Here is a 25,081-nt window from a genome sequence, read left to right on the forward strand (position 1 = left end):
CTTGCCCCATCAGGCAAGCCGCGTGAACCGCTTCGACGCCAAAACAGAAGCGGACAGATCATGTGCTACCAAACCGGACAACTTGATTAGCTACCGACAGCCCGACGCGCCTTGCGGCCGTCATGGAAGCCAATGCCTGTCGGCATTCACACGTGTTCCGCCTCCAGAACGATGGTTTTCTTCCAATCTCCCGTGGTGTTCCACCAGCGATTCGGATTGGCGCGGTCGTCCAGTCCCTTGGAACGGCTGGCAAGGACCGGCTGAATGCGGATCACCGGTTCCTGGTAGCTGTGCGCCTGAAAGATCGCTTCTACGACGCGCGCCGCCAATTCCTGGTCATCGGGCAATTCGAACGAAACCTCGACCGTGCCGGGGCGCCGCCGCAATTCGGTCTCGGCGCCGGCGGCTGCGCCGTCAAGTGGCCGGTAGCGCTCGATGCCATGCGCCGACTGGTAGGCGTTGCGGTCATATTTACCCATGGCCAGCGGCGCCAGCGCCACCACGGCGTCCATGATGCGGTCGACATCCGCGGCCGGCGCCTGGAAAGTGACAAGCAGGAGCAGCGTCATCCGCAATGATGTGGTTTCAAAGCCGCTGTCGATCATCGGAGTCTCCTCAACTTCAGGTGTTTTGAGGTCTCCGTATAAACCGTGGCTGCTGACACGGTTCTGTCAGCAGCCAGTCATCCGGGGGTAGCCAGTTATGGGCCAGCCGGTAGTGATCGTGAATCCGGTTTGCGCCGGTGGCGGCTTACAAGATCTTGCGGACCAACCTGACGCTGGCAAGGACCATGTAGGCGGCGAAGAACAGGCCGAGCGACCAGCCGAAGCCAGAGGGACCGAACGCATCCATGCCGATGCCTATCGCCTGCGGGCCGAGCACCATGCCGACGCCGTAGCACAGCACGAAGGCGGCATTGGCGGAAGCCAGTTCATGGCCGGAAAGCTGCGAGCCGAGATGGGCGAGGCCGATCGTGTACATGGCCGCGACCACGCCGCCCCAGACGAACAGAAGGCCCGCCATCAGGTGCCAGTTGCCGGCCAGATGCGGCATGAAGATCGTACCGGCGAGTCCGACAGTGGCGCAGGCCAGAAGCAGATAGCGGCGGTCCGAGACGCGATCGCTGATCATGCCGATCGGGATCTGCAAGAGCACGTTGCCGAGGCCGATCATGGTGAGCAGCAAGGCGGCGTCGGCTTCGGAATAGCCGATGCGGTTGCCATAGACCGGAAACAGGGCGAAACCGCCCGTTTCGACGGCTCCAAACACCAGTACGGCGGCGGTGGCGGTCGGCACCAGCCAGATATAACGCAGGAAATTGCTGGTCTCGCCGTCAGATACGATCGTCGGGCTCTCGTTACGCGCCGCCAGCACCGGGATCGCGGCCAGCGCCACCAATGCGATGATGACTCCGAAAGGCCTGAAGCCGGAACTGCCGAGATGGGCGAACAGCCACGGCCCCGCGGCAAAGCCGAGCGACAGCACGGTGGCGTAGATGCCGAGCACAAGACCTCGCCGATGCGGCGGCGCCGAGGTGCTGATCCAGAATTCCGACAGGATGAACAGCACCGTCAGCGCGATGTGCAGCACGACGCGCAGCGGAAACCACATCCAGAAATCGGGTGCGAAGTGGAAGCCGACGAAGGCCAGCGCACCGGCGGCAATCATGGCGATCATCGTCCAGGCAACGCCGAAGCGCATGGCGAGCGGCGTGGCCAGAGGGGCGCCGGCGATCGAGGCCAGGCCGGCGACGGCTGTGTTGAGGCCGATCATCGAGGCCGAATGCCCACGCGTTTCCAGGATGACGCTGAGCAGGGGCATGCCCAGGCCGATGGCAATGCCGACGACGCTGATCGACGAGATCGCCGCCACCATCGGCAGCCAGTGTACGCGCTCGTCGCCCTTTGGTTGGGTATCGACCGTCATGTTATGTCTGAATACTCGATGTTCTACAGAATTTCGCGGGTGAAGCGGTTGCGGACAAGCCGGTAGAAGGGCACGGGACCGCCCGGATGCAACAGCGGATCATGGGCGAGGCGGCTTTCCAGCTCGTCCAGGATCATCCGGGTGATGTCAGGAATGTCGGCTTCCCTGGCCTTGGCAAGCGGCAGCCAGACCAGTTCCTCGAGTTCGTTGGTCGGACCGCCGCCCGGCAGTTCGACGGCGACGTCGCCTCGCCACGCGCAGAAGAAGCGGGTGTCGAAGCGGCGCACCCGGTTGGGCGGCGTGATGGCGCGCGCAATGAAGCGCAGCATGTCCAGGGCAGGTTGCACCCCATGTTCGGCAAAGCCTTGCCAATCAGACCTTGTCGTGGCGAAGGCGCCTTTGCGACCAATCAGCAGCCCGGCTTCCTCATAGGTCTCGCGGATGGCCGACAAGGCGATGGCGCGGGCACGCGCCTCGCTCGTGCGGCCGGGACCGGCGATGAGCTTTGCTTCCTGCTCGGGATGCAGCGCGGTGGCGGTGGGGATGCGGCTGTCCGCCGGGTCGGTACGGCCGCCGGGAAAAACGAACTTGCCTGGCATGAAGGCGTGACCGGCATGACGGCGACCCATCAGGACCCGCAAGTCGTTGGCCTTGCCGTCGAGCAGGATCAGGGTCGCGGCATCACGTGGACGAATCGCCCGGCCGCCATGCGTGGCCAGACCCTTGTCGATCCTGTCGACGTCCGCCTTGGTCATTCCTTCCATGCGCAGGACCTAGCGGAAACGTCTTGCATGCGAAAGTAGCCTTGACGGTTGGCATGTTGCGCCAGCCAGCACCTCAGGCACCGGGATGGGGTTCGGCCACGTCGTGTTCGCCAGCAAAACCGTGCATATAGAATGCCCATTGCAATCCGATGACGGCACCTTTTACCGGCTGCAGCAGTGCAACCGACAGCAGGATCGTCAAGGGTACCCAGATGGCGATGTGCTGCCAGGTGGAAAGGGTCGACGTCGCCTCCACGCCCATGAAGGCGCCGAGCACGATGTGGCCGACGATGACGATGACCAGATAGGCGGGCAGGTCGTCCGCGCGGTGATGGTGTATCTCCTCGCCGCAGACGCTGCATGTCTCGACGGTCTTGGTGAAGCCGCGAAACAGCTTGCCTTCGCCGCAATGCGGGCAGCGGCCGAGCATGCCGCGCTTCATCGCCGTCCACAGCGGACGCGCGACCCGGCCCGAGTGATGTTCACCGCCGAAAACCTGTTCTTCCGTGCCTCTTGCCATCATCGTCTCCTGCCACGCGAGCCTGGGCGCGATTGTGACGCACGGGCGCGGCCCTTTGCCTTGTGAAACGACCTGACGGAGCCAGGCAGGGGCTTCGGGTCGGTCAACATCTCAAAGCGCATCGCGCCGGCCATCGGCGCCACTTCGACGAGACGGACCTCGACACGGTCCGCCAGCTGATAACCCTTGCCCGAGCGTTCTCCGTAGAGCGAGCGGGCCGTTTCGTCATATATATAGTAATCGCCGCCCAGAGTTGACACGGGGATGAAACCATCCGCGCCATACTGCGGCAATTGGACAAATAGTCCCGATTTGGTGACGCCGGAAATGCGGGCGTCGAAACGGTCGTCGATGCGCTCGGCGAGATAAGCGGCGATCAGCCGGTCGACCGTGTCGCGTTCGGCCGCCATTGCACGGCGTTCTGTACCTGAAATCAGCACCGAAACATCCTCGAGCCGCGCTTCCTCCTCCTGCGTCAGGCCCCCTGGGCCTAGGCCGAGTGCGGCGATAAGCCCGCGGTGCACGATGAGGTCGGCGTAACGGCGGATCGGCGAGGTGAAATGCGCATAACGGTTCAGGTTGAGGCCGAAATGGCCGATGTTCTTGGGCGAATATTCGGCCTGGCTCTGCGAGCGCAGCACCACCTCGTTGACCAGGCCTTCATTGTCGGCGCCGCGCACGCGCTCGAGAATGCCGTTGAACTGGGCGGGCCGCATCTGCGCACCGCGCGCCAGCGACAGGCCCAGGGTTTGCAGAAATTCGCGCAGCGATTCCTGCTTGGCCAGCGAGGGCGCGTCGTGGGTGCGGTACACCAGCGCCTGCTTCTTCGCCTCGAGTGTCTCGGCGGCGGCGACATTGGCCTGGATCATGAATTCTTCGATGAGTTTATGGGCATCGAGCCGTTCCGGCACGACGACGCGATCGACAGTGCCGTCGGGCTTCAGCAGGATCTTGCGCTCGGGCAGATCGAGTTCGAGCGGCTGGCGGCCATCGCGTCCGCGCTTGAGGACCGCATAGGCATCCCATAGCGGCTTCAGCACTGCGTCGAGGATCGGCCCGGTCTTGTCGTCCGGCACGCCGTCGATCGCCGCCTGCGCCTGCGGGTAGGCGAGCTTGGCCGCCGATTTCATCATGATGCGGTGGAAGGAATGCCTGACCTTGCGCCCGTCCGCCGAGAAGGTCATGCGCACTGCCAGTGCCGGGCGATCCTGGCCTTCGCGCAGCGAGCAGAGATCGTTGGAGATGCGCTCGGGCAGCATCGGCACGACGCGGTCGGGGAAATAGACCGAGTTGCCGCGCTTCAGCGCTTCGCGGTCGAGTGCCGTGCCGTAGCGGACGTAAGCAGCCACGTCGGCGATGGCGACCGTGATGACCACGCCGCCGGGGTTCTTCTCATCGAGATCGGGCGTAGCGAACACCGCGTCGTCGTGGTCCTTGGCGTCGGCCGGGTCGATGGTGACCAGCGGCAGTTCGCGCCAGTCCTCGCGGTTGGCCATCGTCGCAGGCTTGACGGCTTCGGCTTCGGCGATGACGTCGGCCGGGAAGACATGCGGAATGTCATGTGCGTGGATGGCGATCATCGAGACCGCCTTTTCGCTGGTCAGCGAGCCCAGCACGTTGAGCACTTTTGCTCTCGGCAAGCCATAGCGCGAGGCCCGGGCGGGCTCGACCTCGACGAGATCGCCGTTCTTGGCTCCGTTCTGGAATTCCTTGTCGACGATCAGTTCGGATTGCCGGCGCTCCACCGGCTCGATGCGGAAGCTGCCGTCCTGAAGCACCCGAAAGACGCCGAGAACGGCATCCGTGCGCTTCTCGAATATCTTCATCACCCGCCCTGTGTAGGCCGGGCCGCCCAAGGCGACATTCGTGTCGTCGGCGGGAAAGGTCTTGGCCAGCACGCGATCGCCAATGCCAGGCGCCGGTCCGCCGCCACTGCGCGACAGGCGGATGGAAACGATGGGGGGCGGTCCATTGGCGGTGTGTTCGGTGGGACGCGCCAGCAGCACGCCGTCGGCGTCGCGGTCGAAAATATCGAGCACCGTGACATGGGGCAGGGCGCCAACGCGGGCCAGGCGCTTACGCTCCTTGGTCAGGACGCCTTCGTCCTGCAGGTCGCGCAGGAGATCCTTCAGCCAAATGCGGTCCGGGCCGCGCAGCGCGAACGCCTTGGCGATGTCGCGTTTTCCAGCGCGATCCGGATTTTCGGCGATGTAGCGCAGGATTTCGTCACGCGAGGGCCTGTAATCGCCCTTGACCTTGGCCGTTGTGTCGGCGGTGCGCGGGTCGCCGTGGGTTGTTGCGGAGATCCTGCGCGCCACGCCGTTCTATCCCTTTTTCCTGGCGGCAGGCTTCTTGGCCGCCGTCTTCTTGGTAGCGGGCGCCTTGGCCGCCGCCGCTTTGCGGAAAGGCTTCTTGCCGCCGCCGCCCTTGGCTTCCTTCTCGGCGATCAGCGCCAGCGCATCCTCCATCGTCACCGATTGCGGATCCTTGCCCTTGGGCAGCGTGGCATTGACCTTGCCGAAATTGACATAAGGCCCGTATTTGCCGTCGCGCACGACGATCTTGCCGCCGCCGTCGGGATGATCGCCAAGCTCCTTGAGGGCTGCCGCAGTGCCGCCATTACGGCCGCCCTTGCCCTTCAACTGCTTCTCGGCGATCACCGAAACGGCGCGGTTGAGGCCGATCGAGAACACATCCTCGATGCTGTCGAGATTGGCGTAGGTGCCGTCATGCAGCACGAAAGGCCCGTAGCGGCCAAGCCCGGCCGAGATCATCTTGCCGGTTTCCGGATGCTTGCCGACATCGCGCGGCAGGGAAAGCAGGGCAAGCGCCTTCTCATGGTCGATCGAATCGGGCGTCCAGCCCTTGGGCAAGCTGGAACGCTTGGCTTCCTTGCCGTCGCCACGCTGGATGTAGGGGCCAAAGCGGCCGCTGCGCAGCGTGATCTCCTCAGCCGTGTAGGGATCCTTGCCGAGCACCTTGGTGCCGTCCTCGCCGCCGCCATTCTCGCCATTGGGATTGGCCGCGTCGCCGAGCTGGCGGGTGAAGGAGCATTCGGGATAGTTCGAGCAGCCGACGAAGGCGCCGAACTTGCCGAGCTTGAGCGACAAATTGCCGGTGCCGCATTTGGGGCAGATGCGCGGATTGGAGCCGTCCTCCCGGGCAGGGAAAACCAGCGGCGCCAGTTCCTCGTTCAGCGCATCGAGCACATCGGTGACGCGTAGTTCCTTGATGTCGGCCACGGCGCCGGAAAAATCCTTCCAGAAATCGCGCAGAACGTCCTTCCAGGCGAGCTTGCCGTCGGAGATCTCGTCGAGCTTTTCCTCAAGCGATGCGGTAAAGTCATATTCGACATAACGCTCGAAGAAGCTTTCCAGGAAGGCCGACAGCAGCCGGCCCTTTGCCTGCGGCACAAGCCGGCGCTTGTCGATGGTGACGTAGTCGCGGTCCTCGAGCGTCTTCAGGATCGCCGTGTAGGTCGACGGCCGGCCGATGCCGAGCTCCTCCAGCTTCTTGATCAGCGAAGCTTCGGAATAACGCGGCGGCGGTTCGGTCGTGTGCTGGGTGGCGTTGATCGCCTGGCGGGCAAGCTGCTCGCCGGCGCGGATTTCGGGCAGGCGGCGGTTTTCCTCGTCCTCGGAATCATCGTCCTTCTGGTCGGTATAGGCGGCGATGAAACCGTCGAAGCGCACGACTGAACCGACGGCGCGCAACTCGGCCGTGCGCGCGCCGTTGACCGCCTCGATCTCGACCGTGGTGCGTTCGATCTCCGCCGGCTGCATCTGGCTGGCGATGGCGCGCTTCCAGATCAATTCATAGAGCCGCATCTGGTCGGCATCGAGATATTGCCTAACCGATGCCGGCGTGCGCATGAAGTCGGTCGGGCGGATCGCTTCGTGCGCTTCCTGGGCGTTCTTGGCCTTGGTCGTGTACAGGCGCGGCTTTTCCGGCAGGTATTTGGGGCCGAATTCCTTGGCGATGGCATCGCGTGCCGCGTCGATCGCCTCGGGCGCCATCTGCACGCCGTCGGTTCGCATATAGGTGATCAGGCCGGTGGTCTCGCCGCCGATCTCCATTCCCTCATAGAGGCGCTGCGCCACCTGCATCGTGCGGTTGGCCGAAAAGCCGAGGCCCGACGAGGCGGCCTGCTGCAATGTCGAGGTGGTGAAGGGCGGGCCTGGATTGCGCTTGGTGGGTTTTGCCTCGACGGACAGCGCCTTGAAGGCCGCGCCCTCGAGCATGGCCTTGATGTCGTCGGCCTGCGCCTTGTTGGCGATGTCGAGCTTTTGCAATTTCTTGCGCTCGAAAGCGGTCAGGCGCGCCTCGAAATTTTCGTTGCGCGGCGTGCCGAGGATGGCAGCGATCTGCCAGTATTCCTCGCGGATGAAGCGTTCGATCTCGGATTCGCGGTCGCAGACCAGCCGCAAGGCGACCGACTGCACGCGGCCGGCGGAACGGGCTCCGGGGAGCTTGCGCCACAGTACCGGCGAAAGAGTGAAGCCGACGAGATAGTCGAGCGCCCGGCGGGCGAGATAGGCGTCGACCAGCGGCGCATCGATCTGGCGCGGATTGGCCATCGCCTCGAGCACCGAGCTCTTGGTGATGGCGTTGAAGACGACGCGGCTGACCGGCTTGTCCTTCAGCGCGCGCTTCTGCCGCAAGACTTCCAGAACGTGCCAGGAAATGGCCTCGCCCTCGCGGTCCGGGTCGGTGGCGAGGATCAGGCCGTCGGCGTCCTTGACCGCCTTGGCGATGTCGGCGAGGCGCTTGCCGGATGCCGTGTCGACCGCCCAAGACATGGCGAAATCCTCGTCCGGTCGCACCGAGCCGTCCTTGGCCGGCAAATCACGGACATGGCCGAACGAGGCCAGAACCTTGTAGTTCTTGCCGAGGTATTTGTTGATTGTCTTCGCCTTGGCCGGCGATTCGACGACGACGACGTCCATGAGGGCTCATATCAGCTGTGATGCGGCAGAAGAATTCCGCTGCGCGCGACGAAATCTCGGTTCTGTTCGTCGCTCACATGGCCGCGCTTTTGCATCCGGTCAAGGGGAAGCGGCCAAATTGCAAGAGTGCCGGCAGCAATACACTCTAAGAGTGTATGGAGAAGATCACATTGTTGAGGGCTAACTAAAACAAATGGCTGGAGCGGTGAGGAGCGGCTCAAATTGGCGCCGATGAGGTCGCCGGCGACCCTGTGGACCGAGTCAAATGCCGCGCCAGCGCGTCTGATGCGGACTGCCAGGCGTTGAAGGCACGCCCGGCAGCAACGTCGAAGTTAAGGTGGCAGCCTTAGTCGGCCTTGACGATATGCCAGACGCCGCCGACGCCATCACCCGACACATCGCCGGCCTTCTTGTCCTTGATGAATGTGTAGACGGGCTTGCCGTCATAGGCCCACATCTTGGTGCCGTCGGTGCGGTCGACAACGGTCCATTCATCGTCCGCCTTGGCGCCGGCCTCGGCCTTCAGCGGCGGCCAGTTTGTGGCGCATTTGTCGTAGCAGTTGGTCTTGCCCTTCTCGTCCTTGTCATAGGTGTAGAGCGTCATGCCGTTGGCATCGGTGTAGATCTTGGTGCCGTCGACCTCGGCCTCCTTCCAGGCCTCTGCTGCGAAAGACGCGGCGGTGCTGAGCAAAAGCGCGGCCAACCCTAGTGTCACGGTTTTCATCGAAATCTCCCTGCTGATCCGAGGATGCGCGGCAATCGCGGCCTCGCTCGATCAACGCGCAGGCACCGACGTTTATTCCCGGGCATGCCAACACAATGGTGATTGGCAGAGGGCCCCGGGCGTCGCTATATCGGCGCCGTAAAGTCGGAGTTCTGGAATGGCACTCGATATAGGCTATGTCAGCGCGGTCGGGGCAGGGGCGATCTCGTTCCTGTCGCCTTGCGTGCTGCCGCTCGTGCCGCCCTATCTCTGCTACATGGCCGGCGTGTCGGTCGACGATTTTCGCGGTAATGCCGGAGCGGCAGCCAAAGCCGGCGCCCGCACCGCGCTGCTTTATTCCTCGATTGCATTCGTGCTCGGCTTCTCGACCGTGTTCGTCGCGCTGGGCGCCGGCGCCTCGACCATCGGCCGCCTTCTGCGCGTCTGGCAGGAGCCGCTGGCAATGGGCGCCGGCGTGCTGATCATCCTGATGGGGCTGAATTTCCTCGGTATCCTGCGTATTCCGCTTTTGTCGCGCGAGGCGCGTTTCCAGTCGCAGGGCAAACCGGCAAGCGCGGTTGCGGCCTATGTCATGGGACTGGCCTTCGCCTTCGGCTGGACGCCGTGCATCGGCCCGGTGCTGGGGCCGATCCTGACGCTGGCCGGCGGCCGCGAGACAGTGGGCGAAGGCGCATTGCTACTCGCCGCCTATTCGCTCGGCCTCGGTATCCCATTCCTGATCGCGGCACTGTTTTCCGGCGCCTTCATGCGTTTCCTCGGCAAATTCCGCGTCCATCTCGGCCGCGTCGAGAAGGCGATCGGCGCATTGCTGGTCGTCGCCGGCGTGTTTTTCCTCACCGGCGGGGTGCAGGCCGTGTCGTATTGGCTGCTGGAGAATTTTCCGCTGCTGGGCCGGCTGGGATAAGGCTGTCGGTATCGGGTGCGCACAAGATTGAACCTGTGACCCGCTGATTAAGAGTCGGCTGCTCACCATCTCACCGGAATTTAACCGCATTGGTGCAGCATGGCGCCCACTGCTAGCATGATTTGATTCCCAACGCTTTTCCTATGGTTGTCCTTCCATGAACCAGAGAACATGCCTATCCGTCATCCTCGCCGCCGGCGAAGGCACGCGCATGAAGAGCGCGCTGCCCAAGGTGCTGCACCAGATCGCCGGGCTGCCGATGGTCGCGCATGTGGTCAAGGCGGCCGAGGCAGCGGGCGCCGGCGACCTTGCGCTGGTGATCGGCCACGGCGCCGAGGAGATGCGCAAGGCGGCGCAGAAATTCGCGCCGGAGGTAGAGGCTTTCGTGCAGGAAAAGCGCCTCGGCACTGCGCATGCGGTGCTTGCCGCGCGCGCTGCTATATCAAAAGGTTACGACGATATCCTCGTCATGTTCGGCGATACGCCGCTGATCGATCCGGACGCCCTCACGGCCGCGCGCCTGAAGCTGGCGCAAGGTGCTGCCGTCGTGGTCATCGGCTTCCGCACGGCGAACCCCACCGGCTATGGCCGCCTGATCGAAAAAGGTGGCAAGCTCGTCGCCATCCGCGAGGAAAAGGACTGCTCCGACGAGGAGAAGAAGATCACCTTCTGCAATGGCGGGCTGATGGCGATTGCCGGCAGCCAGGCGATGAAACTGCTCGACGCCGTCGGCAACAGGAACGCCAAGGGCGAATACTATCTCACCGATATCGTCGAGCTTGCCAGCAACCAGGGCCTCGATGTCGTCGCCACCGAAGCCAGCTTCGAGAATGCGCTCGGCATCAACAACCGCGCCGAGCTGGCGCAGGCCGAAGGCATCTGGCAGGCACGCCGCCGGCAGGAAGCGATGCTTTCGGGCGTGACGCTGATCGCACCAGAAACGGTGTATTTCTCGCACGACACCGAGATCGGCGCCGATACTATTGTCGAGCCGAACGTCTGGTTCGGGCCGGGTGTGAAGATTGCAAGCGGCGCCAGGATTCACGCCTTCAGCCATATCGAAGGCGCCATCGTCGCCGCTCATTGCGATGTCGGCCCCTTCGCGCGGCTGCGGCCGGGCGCCGATCTCAAACAGAAAGCCAAGGTCGGCAATTTCTGCGAGGTCAAGCAGGCCGTCATCGAGGAGGGCGCCAAGGTCAACCATTTGACCTATATCGGCGACGCGCGGGTGGGCGCCGGGGCCAACATCGGCGCCGGCACGATCACCTGCAATTATGACGGCTATCTGAAGCACTTCACCGATATCGGCGAGGGCGCCTTTGTCGGATCGAATTCCTCGCTTGTCGCGCCGGTCACCATTGGCAAGGGCGGCTATATCGCCTCGGGCAGCGTCATCACCGAAAGCGTGCCCGACGATGCGCTGGCCTTCGGGCGTGCCCGCCAGAAGACGATCCCCGGCAAAGGCAAGGAATTGCGCGAGCGCTTCGCGTCGGCCGCGGTTGCCAAAAAGAGGTAAAACCGGTCTTCAAAAACTGAACGATTGCAGTAACTGGATTGCAAGTGCGCTGTGTCATGATGCATGCGTACGAGACTGTTCCCATTACACGGAACGAAACGCAAAGTAACTTTCGCGAGAGCCCGGCAATCCGTAGATAGCGCCGGGTTCTGCCGGGGATTGGGGACTGTCTGCATGTGCGGTATCGTTGGAATTGTCGGCCATTCGCAGGTTGCGCCGCTCATCGTCGATGCGCTGAAGCGGCTTGAATATCGAGGCTACGATTCGGCCGGCGTCGCCACCATAGAGAAGGGGGCGCTTGGCCGCCGCCGCGCCGAAGGCAAGCTGGTCAATCTCGAGCGCAGGCTGAAGGACGAGCCGCTCGACGGCACGATCGGCATCGGTCACACCCGCTGGGCCACGCATGGCGTGCCGAACGAGACCAACGCGCATCCGCATTTTTCCAATGGCGTCGCCATCGTCCACAACGGCATCATCGAAAATTTCGCCGAGCTGCGCGACGAACTGATCCGCGACGGCTATTCCTTCTCGTCGCAGACCGACACCGAGGTCGTCGCGCATCTGGTGGCGCGGGAAGTCGCCAAAGGCTTGAAGCCGGTCGATGCCGCGCACAAGGCGCTCAAGCGGCTGGAAGGCGCCTTTGCGCTGGCGATCATGTTCACGGGCGACGAGGACCTCATCGTCGGCGCCCGCAACGGCCCGCCGCTGGCGGTCGGCCATGGCGACGGCGAGATGTTCCTGGGCTCCGACGCCATCGCGCTTGCCCCGTTCACCAATTCGATCACCTATCTGGAAGACGGCGACTGGGCGGTGGTGCGCCGCAGCGGTGTCGCCATCTTCGACATTGACGGCGAAAAGGTCGACCGCAAGCGCCAGCAGTCGCTCTCGACCAGCTTCATGGTCGACAAGGGCAATCGCCGCCACTTCATGGAGAAGGAAATCCATGAGCAGCCGGAGGTGATCTCGCACACGCTGGCGCATTATGTCGATTTTGTTTCCGGCGTCTCCAAGCCGCTCGACCTGCCGTTCGACTTTGCTACGATTAACCGGCTGGCGATTTCGGCCTGCGGTACCGCCTATCTCGCCGGACTGATCAGCAAATACTGGTTCGAGCGCTACGCTCGGCTCCCGGTCGACATCGATGTCGCCTCCGAATTTCGCTACCGCGAAATGCCGCTGTCGAAGAACGACGCCGCCTTCTTCATCTCGCAATCGGGCGAGACCGCCGACACGCTGGCCTCGCTGCGCTATTGCCGCAAGGCCGGCATGAAGATCGGCGCCGTCGTCAACGTGCGGGAATCGACCATGGCGCGCGAATCCGACGTCATCTTGCCGACGCTGGCCGGGCCGGAGATCGGTGTCGCCTCGACCAAGGCCTTCACCTGCCAGTTGTCGGTGCTGGCCTCGCTCGCCGTCCGGGCGGGCGTGGCGCGCGGCACGATTTCGCGGGACGAGGAAAAGTCGCTGGTGCGGGCGCTTTCCGAGGCGCCGCGCTATGCCAACCAGGTGCTCAAACTCGAAGAGCAGATCGAACGGATCGCGCGGGACCTGTCGCGCTACAAGGACGTGCTCTATCTCGGACGCGACACCAATTTCCCGCTCGCCATGGAAGGCGCGCTGAAGCTCAAGGAGATCTCCTACATCCACGCCGAGGGCTATGCCGCGGGCGAGTTGAAGCATGGCCCGATCGCGCTTATCGACGAGAACATGCCGGTCATCGTCATCGCACCGCATGACCGCATCTTCGAGAAGACGGTGTCCAACATGCAGGAAGTGGCGGCGCGCGGCGGCAAGATCATCCTGATCACCGACGCCAAGGGCGCCGCGCAGGCGAGCGTGAAGACGATGGAGACGATCATCCTTCCGGACGTGCCGGAAATCATCTCGCCGATCATCTACGCGCTGCCGATCCAGATGCTGGCCTATTTCGCCGCCGTTTTCATGGGCACCGACGTCGACCAGCCGCGCAATCTGGCGAAATCGGTGACGGTGGAGTAGGCGTTTTTTAAACAGGTGCTTTAAAAACTTCGCAGTTCCAAAGCGCCTTCCGGTTCACTAATGTTTGCGCTGCAACTCGCGCCCCGGTGAACCATGTCAGATGCTCTCAAGACCTCCGGCATGACCCGGCTGAGGAACTATTTCCTCACAGGCTTCGTCGTCTGCGCGCCGCTGGCGATCACCGCCTATATCGCGTGGTCCTTCATCGGTTGGGTGGATTCCTGGGTCAAACCCTATATTCCGGCACGCTACAGTCCCGATACCTATCTGCCGTTCCCGGTTCCGGGGTTCGGGCTGATCGTGGCGCTTGTCCTGATCACGCTGATCGGGTTCATGACCGCCAATATCGTCGGCCGCGCCATCGTCAATTTCGGCGAGCGCCTGCTTGGCCGCATGCCGCTGGTGCGGGGCATCTATCGCTCGCTGAAGCAGATTTTCGAAACCGTGCTGTCGAACAAAGGTGACATGTTCCGCCAGGTCGGCTTGGTCGAATATCCGCGCAAGGGGGTGTGGTCGCTGGTGTTCGTGGCCAGCGAGAAGGAAACCGAGATCAACCAGAAGCTTGACCAGGAAGGCGATCCGCTGACCGCTGTCTTCATGCCTTGTACGCCCAATCCGACGACGGGCTTCCTGATGTATGTGCCGAAATCGGACATCGTGCTGCTCGACATGACGATCGAGGATGGCGCCAAGCTGATCGTCTCGGCCGGGCTGGTGGCGCCGGAGGTGAAAACGAAGCTGGTGATGCTGAATGGCGAGCCGATCACGGGCACCCTGGCCAATCCGCCGCTCGGGCCTTATCCCGCCCGCAGGAGCCGCACCGCCTCGTCGCGGCCGAACAAGTAGAGCAGCAGGCGCAGCGCTTCGCCGCGCTCGGTCTGCAGGTCCGGATCACGCGACAGGATCAGTCTTGCGTCATCGCGGGCCGCTTCGAGCAGGTCCGCATGCGCCTCGATGCGCGCGACCTGGAAGCCCGGCGTGCCGGACTGACGGGTGCCAAGCAATTCGCCTTCGCCGCGCAGCTTCAGGTCCTCCTCGGCGATCACGAAACCATCCTCGGTCTCGCGCATCACCGACAGGCGCCGCTTGGCCGTTTCGCCGAGCGGATCCTTGTAGAGCAATACACAGGACGAAGGCTTGTCGCCGCGCCCGACGCGGCCGCGCAACTGGTGCAGCTGGGCGAGGCCGAAACGTTCGGCGTGTTCGATGACCATGATGGTCGCGTCCGGCACGTCGACGCCGACCTCGATGACGGTTGTGGCAATCAGGATACGTGTCTCGCCCTGCTTGAAGGCGCGCATCGCTTCGTCCTTCTCGGCGCCCTTCATGCGGCCGTGGACGAGGCCGATCCGGTCGCCGAACAGCGGCTTCAGGGAAGCAAAGCGGTCCTCGGCCGACATCAGCTTTATCTCTTCGGATTCTTCCACAAGCGGGCATATCCAGTAGATTTTCTGGCCGCCGGCCACCGCTTCCACCATGCGATCGACGAGTTCGTCCAGCCGCTCAAGCGGCAGCGTGACGGTGCGGATCGGCTGCCGGCCGGCCGGCTTTTCCGTCAGCTTGGAGACGTCCATGTCGCCGAAGGCGGTCAGCACCAGCGTGCGCGGAATGGGGGTTGCCGTCATCACCAGCATGTCTGGCGCGTCGCCCTTGGCGGTGATGGCAAGCCGCTGGTGAACGCCGAAGCGATGCTGCTCGTCCACGACGGCAAGGACGAGGTCGTGGAACGCCACCGTTTCCTGGAACAGCGCGTGCGTGCCGATGACAATGTCGATCTCGCCGCCGGCCAGCCCCGCCAGCGTTTCGGCGCGTTCGCGGCCCTTTTCGCGACCGGTGAGGATGGCCGTGCGCATGCCTGCCCGTTCCGCCAAAGGGGCGATCGTCGCCAGGTGCTGGCGCGCCAGGATCTCTGTCGGCGCCATCAGGGCAGCCTGGCCGCCAGCCTCGACGGCACGCGCCATGGCCAGGAGCGCAACGACCGTCTTGCCGGAGCCGACGTCGCCTTGCAGGAGGCGCAGCATGCGCTCGGGGTCGGCGAGGTCGGCATTGATTTCGGCGAGCGCGAATTCCTGGGACGCGGTCAATGTGTAGGGCAGGGCCGCGCGCAGCTTCTCGACGACCTGGCCGTCGCCGGTGAGCGGCCGGCCGGACAGCCTGCGAACCCTCGACCGGACCAGGGCGAGCGACACCTGGCCCGCCAGGAACTCGTCATAGGCGAGGCGCCGCCATGCGGCGCCTTCGATGGCGACATCGATCGGGTCCGCGGGATGGTGGATGCGGGCCAGCGCGTCACCGAAAGACGGGAAACTCTGGCGGCGCATGAAAGCGCCACCCTGCCACTCGGGCAGCTCCGGCAAACGGCCGAGCGCCTGGCCGATGGCGCGGCGCAGCACCTTGCCGGACAGTCCTGCCGTGAGCGGATAGACCGGCTCGACCAGCGGCAGGTTTTCGGCGTCGCCGGCTAAGGCGATATGATCTGGATGGACCATGGTCGGGCGACCGTTGAACCATTCCATGCGTCCGGAGACCACGACATGCTCACCCACAGGCATCGATTTTTCCAGATAGGCAGCATGGGCGTGGAAGAAGGTCAGCGCCACTTCGCCGGTATCGTCATGGGCGTAGACCCGGTAAGGCACCGACCTGTTGCCGCGCGGCGGCGGCTGGTGGCGGTCGATGCGCAGGTCGAGCGTGACAATGGCGCCTTCGGCCGAGCCGGCAATGCCCGGCCGGTTGCGGCGGTCGATGACGGTATGCGGCAGCACGAACAGAAGATCGCCGGCGCGCGCCGCTCGGTCGCCGAGATCGGCCGCGACGACTTTTTCGATCAGCGCACCGACCTTCGGCCCGACACCGGCGAGCGACGTGATCGGGACGAAAAGCGGGTCAAGGATGGAAGGACGCATGATGTCAGCTTATGTCGCGACGGCTGCAGCGCAAGGCTGACAGCCTCTTCTATCCACGCTATATGCGCCGCAGCAAGCGAGGATGCGGCACAATGACGGGAACGAAACGATCAAGCGAGGGGCTCGACGCCCGCCGCCGCAAGCTCTTGTTTCGCTCCTGGCACCGCGGCATGCGCGAGATGGACCTTATCCTTGGCACCTTCGCCGATGCTGAGATCGGCGCCTTGACCGGCGATGAAATCGACCAATATGAAAAGCTCCTCGATATTCCCGACACCGAGTTCCTGCCCTTGATCACCGGCGAACGTCCTGTTCCCGCCGAAATTGATTGTGCGGTCCTGCAAAAAATCATGGCTTCACGCCGGACAATGACCTTTTGAAGAACGCTTCCATGAGCCTCATTCCCACCATCGGCTTGCCGAAAGGCCGTGCCGGCCAGTTCATCGTCGACGGCGTCGCCGACGGCTATGAAGCCTTCGCGCTGGTGCAGGCGGCGCGCGAGATCGCGCCCGACAAGCCGGTGCTGTTCGTGGCGCGCGACGGGCAGCGCCTGCCGGCAATCACAGAGGCGCTGGCCTTTGCCGCTCCCGGCCTGCCCGTGCTGGAACTGCCCGCCTGGGACTGCCTGCCCTATGACCGCGTCTCGCCCGGCTCGGATGCGGCCGCCCGGCGGCTCGACGCGCTCGCCGCCATGATCGCGCTGGCGAGGAAGCCGCATCGCGCCGTCATTCTCACCACCGCCAATGCGCTGCTCCAGCGCATTCCGCCCGCGGATCTCATCGAGGCGCAGACCTTCCACGCCAAACCTGGCAACCAGGTCGATATGAACGCGCTGGTGTCGCGGCTGGAGACATCGGGCTTCGACCGGGTGCCGACGGTGCGCGGCATCGGCGAGTTCGCCGTGCGCGGCGGCATCCTCGACCTTTTCGCACCCGGCTGGGCCGAGGCGCTGAGGCTGGATTTCTTCGGCGATACGCTGGAATCGATCCGCGTCTTCGACGTGGCCACGCAGCGCACCACCGGGCAGCGCAAGTCCATGGCGCTCCAGGCGATGAGCGAGGTGGCGCTGACGCCGGAGACGATCAGCCGCTTCCGCCGCGCCTATATCGAAGCGTTCGGCGCGCCGTCGCGGGACGATGGGCTTTACGCCGCGGTCAGCGAAGGCCGGCGCTTCGCGGGCATGGAACATTGGCTGCCGTTCTTCTACGAGCGGTTGGAGACCGTGTTCGACTATCTGCCGGACACGCCTGTCGTTTTCGACCATCTGGCGCATGAAGCGCTTGCCGAACGCCACACGCTGATCCTCGATCACTACGAGGCGCGCAAAAAGCAGGCCGAAGGTGCGCTGAAGGACGCGGTGCCCTACAAGCCGGTGGCGCCGGACCTGCTTTACCTCTCGCCGGAAAATCTCGTCGCTTCTCTCGGACCGCGCGAAGCGATCGACTTCACCGCCTTCGACGCACCGGATGCGGGAGCGAGAAAGGTCTTCCACGCCGGCTCGCGCCATGGCCGCAGCTTCGCGGAAGAGCGCGCCGACCCCAACGTCAATGTCTTCGACGTGGCGGTAAAGCACATCGCCGACGAACGCGCGGCACGCCGCCGCGTCATTGTCGCCGGCTGGACCGAGGGCTCGCTCGACCGGCTCGGCCAAATTCTCGCCGAACATCGTCTGGGCAATCTTGCGCCGGTGGCGACCTTGGCGGAGGCGGAGAAACTCGAGCCGGGGCAGGCGGCGTTGGCCGTGCTGCCGCTGGAATCCGGTTTCGAGACCGAAAGACTGGTCGTCGTCGCCGAACAGGACATTTTGGGCGACCGGCTGATCCGGCGCTCCAAGCGCAAGAAGCGCGCGTCCGACTTCATTGCCGAAGCCTCGGCCCTGTCGGCTGGCGACATCGTCGTCCATGCCGACCACGGCATTGGCCGCTTCATCGGCCTGCGCACAATCGAAGCCGTCGGGGCGCCGCATGATTGCCTGGAAATCCACTATGCCGGCGACGACCGACTGTTCCTGCCGGTGGAAAACATCGAGCTCCTGTCGCGCTACGGCTCTGACACGGCCGAGGCGACGCTCGACAAACTCGGCGGCGGCGCCTGGCAATCGCGCAAGGCGCGGCTGAAGAAACGCCTGCTGGACATGGCCGGGCAGTTGATCCGCATCGCCGCCGAACGGCAGATGCGCGCTGCACCTCCGCTGGTGCCGGCGGAAGGCCTCTACGGCGAGTTCGCCGCGCGCTTCCCCTATGAGGAGACCGATGACCAGCAGACGGCGATCGATTCCGTCAGGGACGATCTGGCGGCCGGCAAGCCGATGGACCGGCTGATCTGCGGCGATGTCGGCTTCGGCAAGACGGAAGTGGCACTGCGCGCCGCCTTCATCGCGGCGATGGAAGGTTTTCAGGTGGCAGTCGTCGTGCCGACGACCCTGTTGTCGCGCCAGCACTTCAAGACCTTCTCGCAGCGCTTTTCCGGCCTGCCGATCCGCGTCGGCCAGGCCTCACGGCTGGTCGGCGCAAAGGACCTGGCAGAGACCAAGAAGGGCATTGCCGAAGGGACGGTGGATATCGTGGTCGGCACCCACGCGCTGCTCGGCAGCGCGATCTCGTTCAAGAATCTCGGCCTGCTGATCATCGATGAAGAGCAGCATTTTGGCGTCAAGCACAAGGAACGGCTGAAGGACCTGAAGACCGACGTCCACGTGCTGACGCTGTCGGCGACGCCGATCCCGCGCACGCTGCAACTGGCGCTGACCGGCGTGCGCGAACTGTCGCTGATCGCCACGCCGCCGGTCGACCGCATGGCGGTGCGCACCTTCATCTCGCCCTTCGATCCGCTGGTCATTCGCGAGACGTTGTTGCGCGAGCGCTATCGCGGCGGCCATTCCTTCTATGTCGTGCCGCGCATCAGCGATCTGGCGGAAATCCATGATTTCCTGAACCAATCCGTGCCGGAACTGAAGGTGGCGGTGGCCCATGGCCAGATGCCGCCGGGCGAACTCGACGACATCATGAACGCCTTCTACGACGGCCAGTACGACGTTCTCTTGTCGACCACCATCGTCGAATCCGGCCTCGACATCCCGACCGCCAACACGCTGATCGTCCATCGCGCCGACATGTTCGGCCTGTCGCAGCTCTATCAGTTGCGCGGCCGTGTCGGGCGCTCGAAGGTGCGCGCCTACGCGCTGTTCACACTGCCGGCCAACCGCAAGCTGACCGACACCGCCGAACGTCGACTGAAAGTGCTGCAGTCGCTCGACACGCTGGGCGCCGGCTTCCAGCTCGCCAGCCACGATCTCGATATCAGAGGCGCAGGCAATCTGCTCGGCGAAGAGCAGTCCGGCCACATCAAGGAAGTCGGCTTCGAGCTCTACCAGCAGATGCTGGAGGAGGCGGTCGCGGAGGTGAAGGATTCCGGCGAGGTGCTGGATGGCGGCTGGTCGCCGCAGATCGCCGTCGGCACGGCGGTGATGATCCCGGAGAGCTATGTGCCGGACCTGCAGCTCAGGCTGGCGCTCTATCGGCGCCTCGGCGACCTCGAGAGCACCGAGGAAATCGATGCTTTCGGCGCCGAGCTGATCGACCGTTTCGGCCCGCTGCCGGAGGAGGTGAAGCATCTGCTCAAGATCGTCTTCATCAAAGCCCTCTGCCGCAAGGCCAATGTCGAGAAGCTCGATGCCGGGCCGAAGGGCGTGGTCATCCATTTCCGCAAGCGCGAGTTTTCCAACCCGGTCGGACTGGTCAAATTTATCGGCGAGCAAGGCTCGCTGGCAAAGATCCGGCCGGACCAAAGCGTCGTCTTCACCCGCGACTGGCCAACGGCGGAAAAGCGTTTGGCGGGCTCGGCTGTCGTCATGACGCAACTGGCGCGGCTGGTAGAGAAGGCGGCGTAGCCAGCCCGGCCCATTCGCCAGCGCTGAAATTCCGGTCTAGAATAGGAAATCGGCTTCGTGTATGGAGCCGCCACCCCACATGGGGGCTGGAAATGGCGGGCGAGGTGCTTGCCGGAAAGAGCGTTGGGTGCAGCGATGACGAAATGGTCGCCGAATTCGTGGAGGGCAAAGCCGATCAAGCAGGTCCCTGCTTATCCGGACCTTGCCGCGCTGAAGAACACGGAGGCCCAGCTCGCCACCTTTCCGCCGCTGGTTTTTGCCGGCGAGGCGCGCAAGCTGAAGAAGCAACTGGCCAGCGTCGCTGCCGGCGAGGCGTTCCTGCTCCAGGGCGGCGACTGCGCCGAGAGCTTTGCCGAACATGGCGCGGACAACATCCGCGACTTCTTCCGCGTCTTCCTGCAAATGTCGGTGGTGCTGACCTTCGCCGGTGCGCAGCCGGTGGTGAAGATCGGCCGCGTTGCGGGCCAGTTCGCCAAGCCACGCTCGTCCGACAACGAGACCAAGGGCGAGGTGACGCTGCCGAGCTATCGCGGCGACATCATCAATGGCATCGAATTCGACCTCAAGTCGCGCATTCCCGATCCTGCCCGCCAGGAAATGGCGTACCGTCAGTCGGCGGCAACGCTCAATCTTTTGCGCGCCTTCGCGCAGGGCGGCTACGCCAGCCTGGAGAATGTGCATCGCTGGATGCTCGGCTTCGTCTCCGACAGCCCGCAGGCCGAAAAATACGAGTCGCTTGCCAACCGCATCACCGAGACGATGGATTTCATGCGCGCGGTCGGCATCACCTCCGAAACCAATTTCGCGCTGCGCGAGACTGATTTCTATACCAGCCACGAGGCGCTGCTGCTCGGCTATGAGGAAGCGCTGACGCGTGTCGATTCGACCTCCGGCGACTGGTACGCGACGTCTGGCCACATGATCTGGATCGGTGACCGCACCCGCCAGCCCGACCATGCGCATGTCGAATATTGCCGCGGCATCAAGAACCCGCTCGGCCTGAAATGCGGCCCGTCGCTGACGCCGGACGGCTTGCTGGAACTGATCGACCTGCTCAACCCCGAGAACGAGCCAGGCAGGCTGACGCTGATCGCGCGCTTCGGTTCCGACAAGGTCGCCGAGCATCTGCCGAAGCTGGTGCGGGCGGTGCAGAAGGAAGGCCGTAGCGTCGTCTGGTCGTCAGACCCGATGCATGGCAACACGATCGAGGCGGCCGGCTACAAGACGCGGCCGTTCGACCGCATCCTGAAGGAGGTGCAGACGTTCTTCGAGGTGCACCGCGCCGAAGGCACGCATCCGGGCGGCATCCATGTCGAGATGACCGGCAAGAACGTGACTGAATGCACTGGCGGTGCCCGCGCCATCACCGCCGAGGAATTGCAGGACCGCTATCACACCCATTGCGACCCGCGCCTCAATGCCGACCAGGCCATCGAACTGGCGTTCCTGGTGTCGGACCTGCTCAAGAAAAGCCACCCGGTGCAACACAAGCAGGTCGCCAACGGCTGACCCCCGTCCAAAGCAGTTCACAGGAAAAGCGCTTCCTGCCGAAAAATCAGTCTTGCTTGTAGAGCAGCCAGCTCTTGCCGGCGCGGCCCGCCATCGTCGAATGCCTGGTCACGCGGTTACGTCCGCTGACCTTTGAGCGGTAAAGCGCCCGGTCTGCCTTGCTGTAGAGGTCTTCAGGGCCCTCGGCTTCGGATGCCATGCAGATGCCCATCGAGACGGTGACGGTGCCGTAATTCATGCCGGTCTGGCTGCTGGTGAAAGGCGACTGCTCGATCAGCGCGCGAATGCGTTCGGCGATTTCGTAGGTGGCGTCCTCGCTTGCGCCCTCGACGATCAGCGCGAATTCCTCGCCGCCGGTGCGGGCGACGAACATGTCGGCGCGAATGCTGGTCTGGAATATATCGGCGATGATCTGGAGGATCTTGTCGCCGACGGGATGGCCGTACCTGTCGTTGATGTCCTTGAACCGATCGATGTCGGCGAGGATCAATGCATTGAACAGGATGCCTTTGTTGCTGTTGTAGATCCTGGTGATTTCCTTGTCGAAGGCGCGACGGTTCCAGATTTGCGTCAGGGGGTCGGTGTCGGCCAGGCGCTTGTATTCCTCGAGCTTCGACTTGACGCTTTCCAGTTCCTCGGTCTTGTCGCTGAGCGTCGAGGCAACTTGCCGGCCATGATCGATCGTCGAATTGGTGGCGACCGCCATGGCGTTGACGATCTTCTGCAGAACATCCGGCGACAGCAGGCTGTTTCTGCCGAGTCCGCTCGACGTTTCGTTGAGGATCCTGCCGTATTTCTCGATGTGGCTGCGCTCGCTCCTCAGCAGCGAAGCGATGTCCTCAAGTTCATTGGCGATGACTTCCCTGGCGTGCTCGACGATGCCGGAGCCATGGTTCTGGGCAAAGAAGGCGCGTCCGATCCGGTCGAGGTCGTCCTGTGTCGGTCGGCCGCTCAGCGACACGACGGCAAGGCTGAGCTCGCGATTGGATCCGCTCAAGGCCTCGTAGAAGATCTCGTAATTGCGTGGCAGGCCGAGCACGCCGAGCTGGCGCATTGTGGCGAGGACGGTGCTCGCAATATCGGTGCTTCGTTCGCTCTGGGCGGCTGCCGGCTGCATGTTCTGTTCACTCTTCCCCGGGAACACGCTGCGGCATTCGCAGGCATCCAATGTCGCCGACCTGGGGAACGCTGGCCATTCCAGTCCATCTTGCGAAGAAGGCGCGTCCCCACTCACGACTTTCGCTTGCGAGGATCATAGATGCAGCAGCGCTAAAGTTTCCTTAATCCGCTGAATCCGGCCTGTTTTTCGCTGATTCCGGCTGGACAGGCCTTCATCCGTGAACAAACAATTCCCGAGCGTGCCAAATGCATGTCGCATTTTCTTGCGCGCAGCCATCGAAAAGCTGGGATCCTGTCAGCAGCGATTTCTTTTGGGATGGTGCGATGAGTGAAAATCATACGGGATCGTGTCTCTGCGGAGCGGTTCGCTTCAGGACGCGAGGGCCGTTGCGCGGCGTCATCTATTGCCATTGCTCGCAATGTCGCAAGCAGAGTGGACATTTCTATGCCGCAACCAATGTCCCGGACGCCAATATTGATATCGACGGCGCCGACAACATCACCTGGTATGAGGCGTCCGCCTTCGCCGGGCGCGGTTTTTGCAAGACATGCGGATCGCTGCTTTTCTGGAAACCGCGGGACGACGCCTATGTTTCGGTTCTGGCGGGATCGTTCGATGAACCGACAGGCCTCGAGGGCCAATGCCACATATTCGTGGGTGACAAGGGCGATTATTATTCGATCGACGACGCGCTGCCTCAATTCGAGAAGTCGACCCCATCGGTGAAGGTCGCCGACGAATGAATTTTGGGCGAGCCAGCTTATTCCATTGATCGGGCCATTGCTTTATCCCGTGCCGGTGATTCGCAAAGGGGTTTGGCATGCAGCGGCTGATCGACGCTTATTTCAACTCGCTGCGGGCGTTCCGCAAGCTGGCCGCAACTGAAAAAGCTTTCCAGCAGGAGCTGGCGCTGCTCGCCCTTGCCCTTCCGATCGGCTGGTTCGTTTCGGTGTCGTGGCGCGGCTACGCGCTGCTGATCGGCGCGGTGCTGCTCCTGATCATGGTCGAGGTGCTGAACACCGGCATCGAAGCGGCCTGCGATGCCTTTAGCCGCGAATTCAATGTCGACATCCAGCTGGCCAAGGACTGCGGTTCGCTGGCGGTACTGATCTCCGTGGCGATCGTCGCCGGCGTCTGGGGCATCGCGATCATCGAGCGTATCGTCGGGCTGCCGATCTGAGCTTTCGACCGCCGGCCGGCGGTCAGTTTTCCCTGGCGCGTTCCTTTCGGGCGAAATGGCGGGCGATGAGCCAGGCGAGTACGGCCACGGCCAGGCCGATAGCCAGGCCCACCAATATCCGCTCATGGCGAAGCAGCGCCTGGCCGATGAAATGCTCGGCGCCCAACCCGAAGACATAGCCGATGGTGCTGAACAGCACCGCCCAGACCGCCGAGGAAATGGCGTTCAAGACGATGAAGCGGGGTGCTGCGATGTTCGACAGGCCGGCCGCGATGCCACCGACCAGGCGCATGCCATAGACGTAGCGGTTCGACAGCACGAAGATGTTGGGATGGGTGTTGAGCAGACGATAGGCGCGGCGGAAGCCGGGCCGCTTGCGCAACCCGACGACATAGCGATGGTCCGCGAAACTTCTCCCCAGGATGAAGAAGCAGGTGTCGCCGGCGAAGGCCCCAAGCGCTGCCACGACGACAGTCTGCCAGAGGACGAAGATATGCTGATGGGCGAAGAAGCCGCCGAGTATGGCGGCACTCTCGCCCTCGGCGACACAGCCCAGAAAAACGGCGATTAGCCCGTATTGTTCGATGAAATGATGGATCGCGTCGCTCATGACGGCGATTGCTGCGACAGCCTGTCGTCGATCCGCTTGACCAGTGCGGCCAGCCGCACGATCTCGTCGCGCATGCCGATGATCTGGCCGTGGCGCATTTCGTCCAGCTTTTCATGCAGCGCCATGATCTCGATCTCGGCCTTCAGATTGACCTCGTAGTCGTGGGCGGCATCGATGCGGTCGCGCTCGGTCTGGCGGTTCTGCGCCATCATGATCACCGGCGCCTGCAGCGCCGCGACCATGGACAGGACGAGATTGAGGAAGATGAACGGGTAGGGGTCGAAGGCGTCGCGCGCCAGAAGCCAGGCATTGGCTGATGTCCAGACGATCAGGAAGGCAATGAAGCCAAGGATGAACGACCAGGAACCGCCAATGCGGGCGATGCTATCGGCAAGGCGGTCGCCAAAGGTCTGGTGGAAGGCGACGGCCTTGTTGGTGTCCCTGGAGATCGTTGTGCGCTCGAGCGTCGACTGCAGCACCCGGTTCTCCAGGGCGCTGAGACCGTCCGGCTTTCGTCTCAGCCAGCGGTTCGCCAAATCGTCGATTGTCTTGTTCATGGCCGTCTCCAA

20 protein-coding genes are annotated in these 25,081 nt (G+C 63.5%); 9 read left to right on the forward strand and 11 right to left on the reverse strand.

The genetic code is table 11. The annotated features are described in order from the left end of the window. Positions 1-146 precede the first annotated feature (146 nt). The 7 genes from FJ986_RS13245 to FJ986_RS13275 all read right to left on the reverse strand — a co-directional run bounded on the left by FJ986_RS13245 (position 147) and on the right by FJ986_RS13275 (position 8,880). The gene (locus FJ986_RS13245; RefSeq protein ID WP_140501560.1) at positions 147-605 is read right to left on the reverse strand and encodes a hypothetical protein; all 459 of its coding nucleotides are present in this window, start codon (positions 603-605) and stop codon (positions 147-149) included. A gap of 145 nt (positions 606-750) precedes the next feature. Further along, the gene (locus FJ986_RS13250; RefSeq protein ID WP_140501562.1) at positions 751-1,926 is read right to left on the reverse strand and encodes an MFS transporter; all 1,176 of its coding nucleotides are present in this window, start codon (positions 1,924-1,926) and stop codon (positions 751-753) included. 23 nt (positions 1,927-1,949) lie between these two features. Then, on the reverse strand, positions 1,950-2,690 hold the full coding sequence (locus FJ986_RS13255) for an NUDIX domain-containing protein (RefSeq protein WP_140525404.1): 741 nt from the start codon (positions 2,688-2,690) through the stop codon (positions 1,950-1,952). Positions 2,691-2,763: 73 nt separating this feature from the next. Further along, complete coding sequence (locus FJ986_RS13260) at positions 2,764-3,210, reverse strand: DUF983 domain-containing protein (protein WP_140525403.1); 447 nt, start codon at positions 3,208-3,210, stop codon at positions 2,764-2,766. Continuing rightward, a complete protein-coding gene (gene rnr, locus FJ986_RS13265; protein ID WP_140674509.1) occupies positions 3,210-5,528 on the reverse strand; it encodes a ribonuclease R in 2,319 nt (772 codons plus the stop codon). The genes FJ986_RS13260 and rnr overlap by 1 nt, the downstream gene beginning before the upstream one ends. A 6-nt stretch (positions 5,529-5,534) precedes the next feature. After that, a complete protein-coding gene (topA, locus tag FJ986_RS13270; RefSeq protein WP_140557820.1) occupies positions 5,535-8,156 on the reverse strand; it encodes a type I DNA topoisomerase in 2,622 nt (873 codons plus the stop codon). 346 nt (positions 8,157-8,502) lie between these two features. Beyond that, positions 8,503-8,880, reverse strand: coding sequence for a hypothetical protein (locus FJ986_RS13275; protein ID WP_140674511.1), 378 nt, complete (start codon positions 8,878-8,880; stop codon positions 8,503-8,505). Positions 8,881-9,037: 157 nt separating this feature from the next. Here FJ986_RS13275 and FJ986_RS13280 point away from each other — a divergent pair, with 157 nt between their 5' ends. The 4 genes from FJ986_RS13280 to FJ986_RS13295 all read left to right on the forward strand — a co-directional run bounded on the left by FJ986_RS13280 (position 9,038) and on the right by FJ986_RS13295 (position 14,144). After that, the gene (locus FJ986_RS13280) at positions 9,038-9,784 is read left to right on the forward strand and encodes a cytochrome c biogenesis CcdA family protein (protein ID WP_140625060.1); all 747 of its coding nucleotides are present in this window, start codon (positions 9,038-9,040) and stop codon (positions 9,782-9,784) included. Positions 9,785-9,941: 157 nt separating this feature from the next. Further along, entirely contained in the window at positions 9,942-11,300 is a 1,359-nt protein-coding gene (gene glmU, locus FJ986_RS13285; RefSeq protein WP_140674514.1) for a bifunctional UDP-N-acetylglucosamine diphosphorylase/glucosamine-1-phosphate N-acetyltransferase GlmU, read from the forward strand. 174 nt (positions 11,301-11,474) lie between these two features. Next, complete coding sequence (gene glmS / locus FJ986_RS13290) at positions 11,475-13,298, forward strand: glutamine--fructose-6-phosphate transaminase (isomerizing) (RefSeq protein ID WP_140560900.1); 1,824 nt, start codon at positions 11,475-11,477, stop codon at positions 13,296-13,298. 93 nt (positions 13,299-13,391) lie between these two features. Continuing rightward, entirely contained in the window at positions 13,392-14,144 is a 753-nt protein-coding gene (locus FJ986_RS13295; RefSeq protein WP_140557815.1) for a DUF502 domain-containing protein, read from the forward strand. On the opposite strand, the gene recG is transcribed toward FJ986_RS13295, so the two are convergent. Beyond that, entirely contained in the window at positions 14,096-16,204 is a 2,109-nt protein-coding gene (recG, locus tag FJ986_RS13300) for an ATP-dependent DNA helicase RecG (RefSeq protein WP_140674516.1), read from the reverse strand. The genes FJ986_RS13295 and recG overlap by 49 nt on opposite strands. 92 nt (positions 16,205-16,296) lie before the next feature. On the opposite strand from recG, the gene FJ986_RS13305 reads away from it, so the two are divergent. From FJ986_RS13305 to FJ986_RS13315, 3 genes are all read left to right on the forward strand, one after another. Beyond that, a complete protein-coding gene (locus FJ986_RS13305; protein ID WP_140498959.1) occupies positions 16,297-16,584 on the forward strand; it encodes a succinate dehydrogenase assembly factor 2 in 288 nt (95 codons plus the stop codon). An 11-nt stretch (positions 16,585-16,595) separates the two neighbouring features. Further along, positions 16,596-20,093, forward strand: coding sequence for a transcription-repair coupling factor (mfd, locus tag FJ986_RS13310; RefSeq protein ID WP_140674518.1), 3,498 nt, complete (start codon positions 16,596-16,598; stop codon positions 20,091-20,093). Between the two features lie 135 nt (positions 20,094-20,228). After that, positions 20,229-21,602: a 3-deoxy-7-phosphoheptulonate synthase class II gene (locus FJ986_RS13315; protein WP_140515265.1), complete on the forward strand. Its 1,374-nt coding sequence runs from the start codon at positions 20,229-20,231 to the stop codon at positions 21,600-21,602. Positions 21,603-21,648: 46 nt separating this feature from the next. Here the strand turns inward: FJ986_RS13315 and FJ986_RS13320 are convergent, their stop codons facing one another. Continuing rightward, entirely contained in the window at positions 21,649-22,719 is a 1,071-nt protein-coding gene (locus FJ986_RS13320; protein ID WP_140625064.1) for a diguanylate cyclase, read from the reverse strand. Positions 22,720-23,045: 326 nt separating this feature from the next. Here FJ986_RS13320 and FJ986_RS13325 point away from each other — a divergent pair, with 326 nt between their 5' ends. Both FJ986_RS13325 and FJ986_RS13330 read left to right on the forward strand, forming a co-directional pair. Continuing rightward, positions 23,046-23,465, forward strand: coding sequence for a GFA family protein (locus FJ986_RS13325; protein ID WP_140548150.1), 420 nt, complete (start codon positions 23,046-23,048; stop codon positions 23,463-23,465). Between the two features lie 77 nt (positions 23,466-23,542). Then, positions 23,543-23,902, forward strand: a complete 360-nt coding sequence (locus FJ986_RS13330) for a diacylglycerol kinase (protein WP_140557810.1) — start codon at positions 23,543-23,545, stop codon at positions 23,900-23,902. Between the two features lie 22 nt (positions 23,903-23,924). Here the strand turns inward: FJ986_RS13330 and FJ986_RS13335 are convergent, their stop codons facing one another. Together FJ986_RS13335 and FJ986_RS13340 are read right to left on the reverse strand one after the other, a co-directional pair. Then, positions 23,925-24,512: a DedA family protein gene (locus FJ986_RS13335; protein WP_140498949.1), complete on the reverse strand. Its 588-nt coding sequence runs from the start codon at positions 24,510-24,512 to the stop codon at positions 23,925-23,927. Continuing rightward, the gene (locus tag FJ986_RS13340; RefSeq protein ID WP_140674520.1) at positions 24,509-25,069 is read right to left on the reverse strand and encodes a DUF1003 domain-containing protein; all 561 of its coding nucleotides are present in this window, start codon (positions 25,067-25,069) and stop codon (positions 24,509-24,511) included. The genes FJ986_RS13335 and FJ986_RS13340 overlap by 4 nt, the downstream gene beginning before the upstream one ends. Positions 25,070-25,081 lie beyond the last annotated feature (12 nt).

It is taken from the genome of Mesorhizobium sp. B1-1-1 (assembly GCF_006442955.1).
In the GTDB taxonomy this organism is placed as follows: Bacteria; Pseudomonadota; Alphaproteobacteria; order Rhizobiales; family Rhizobiaceae; genus Mesorhizobium.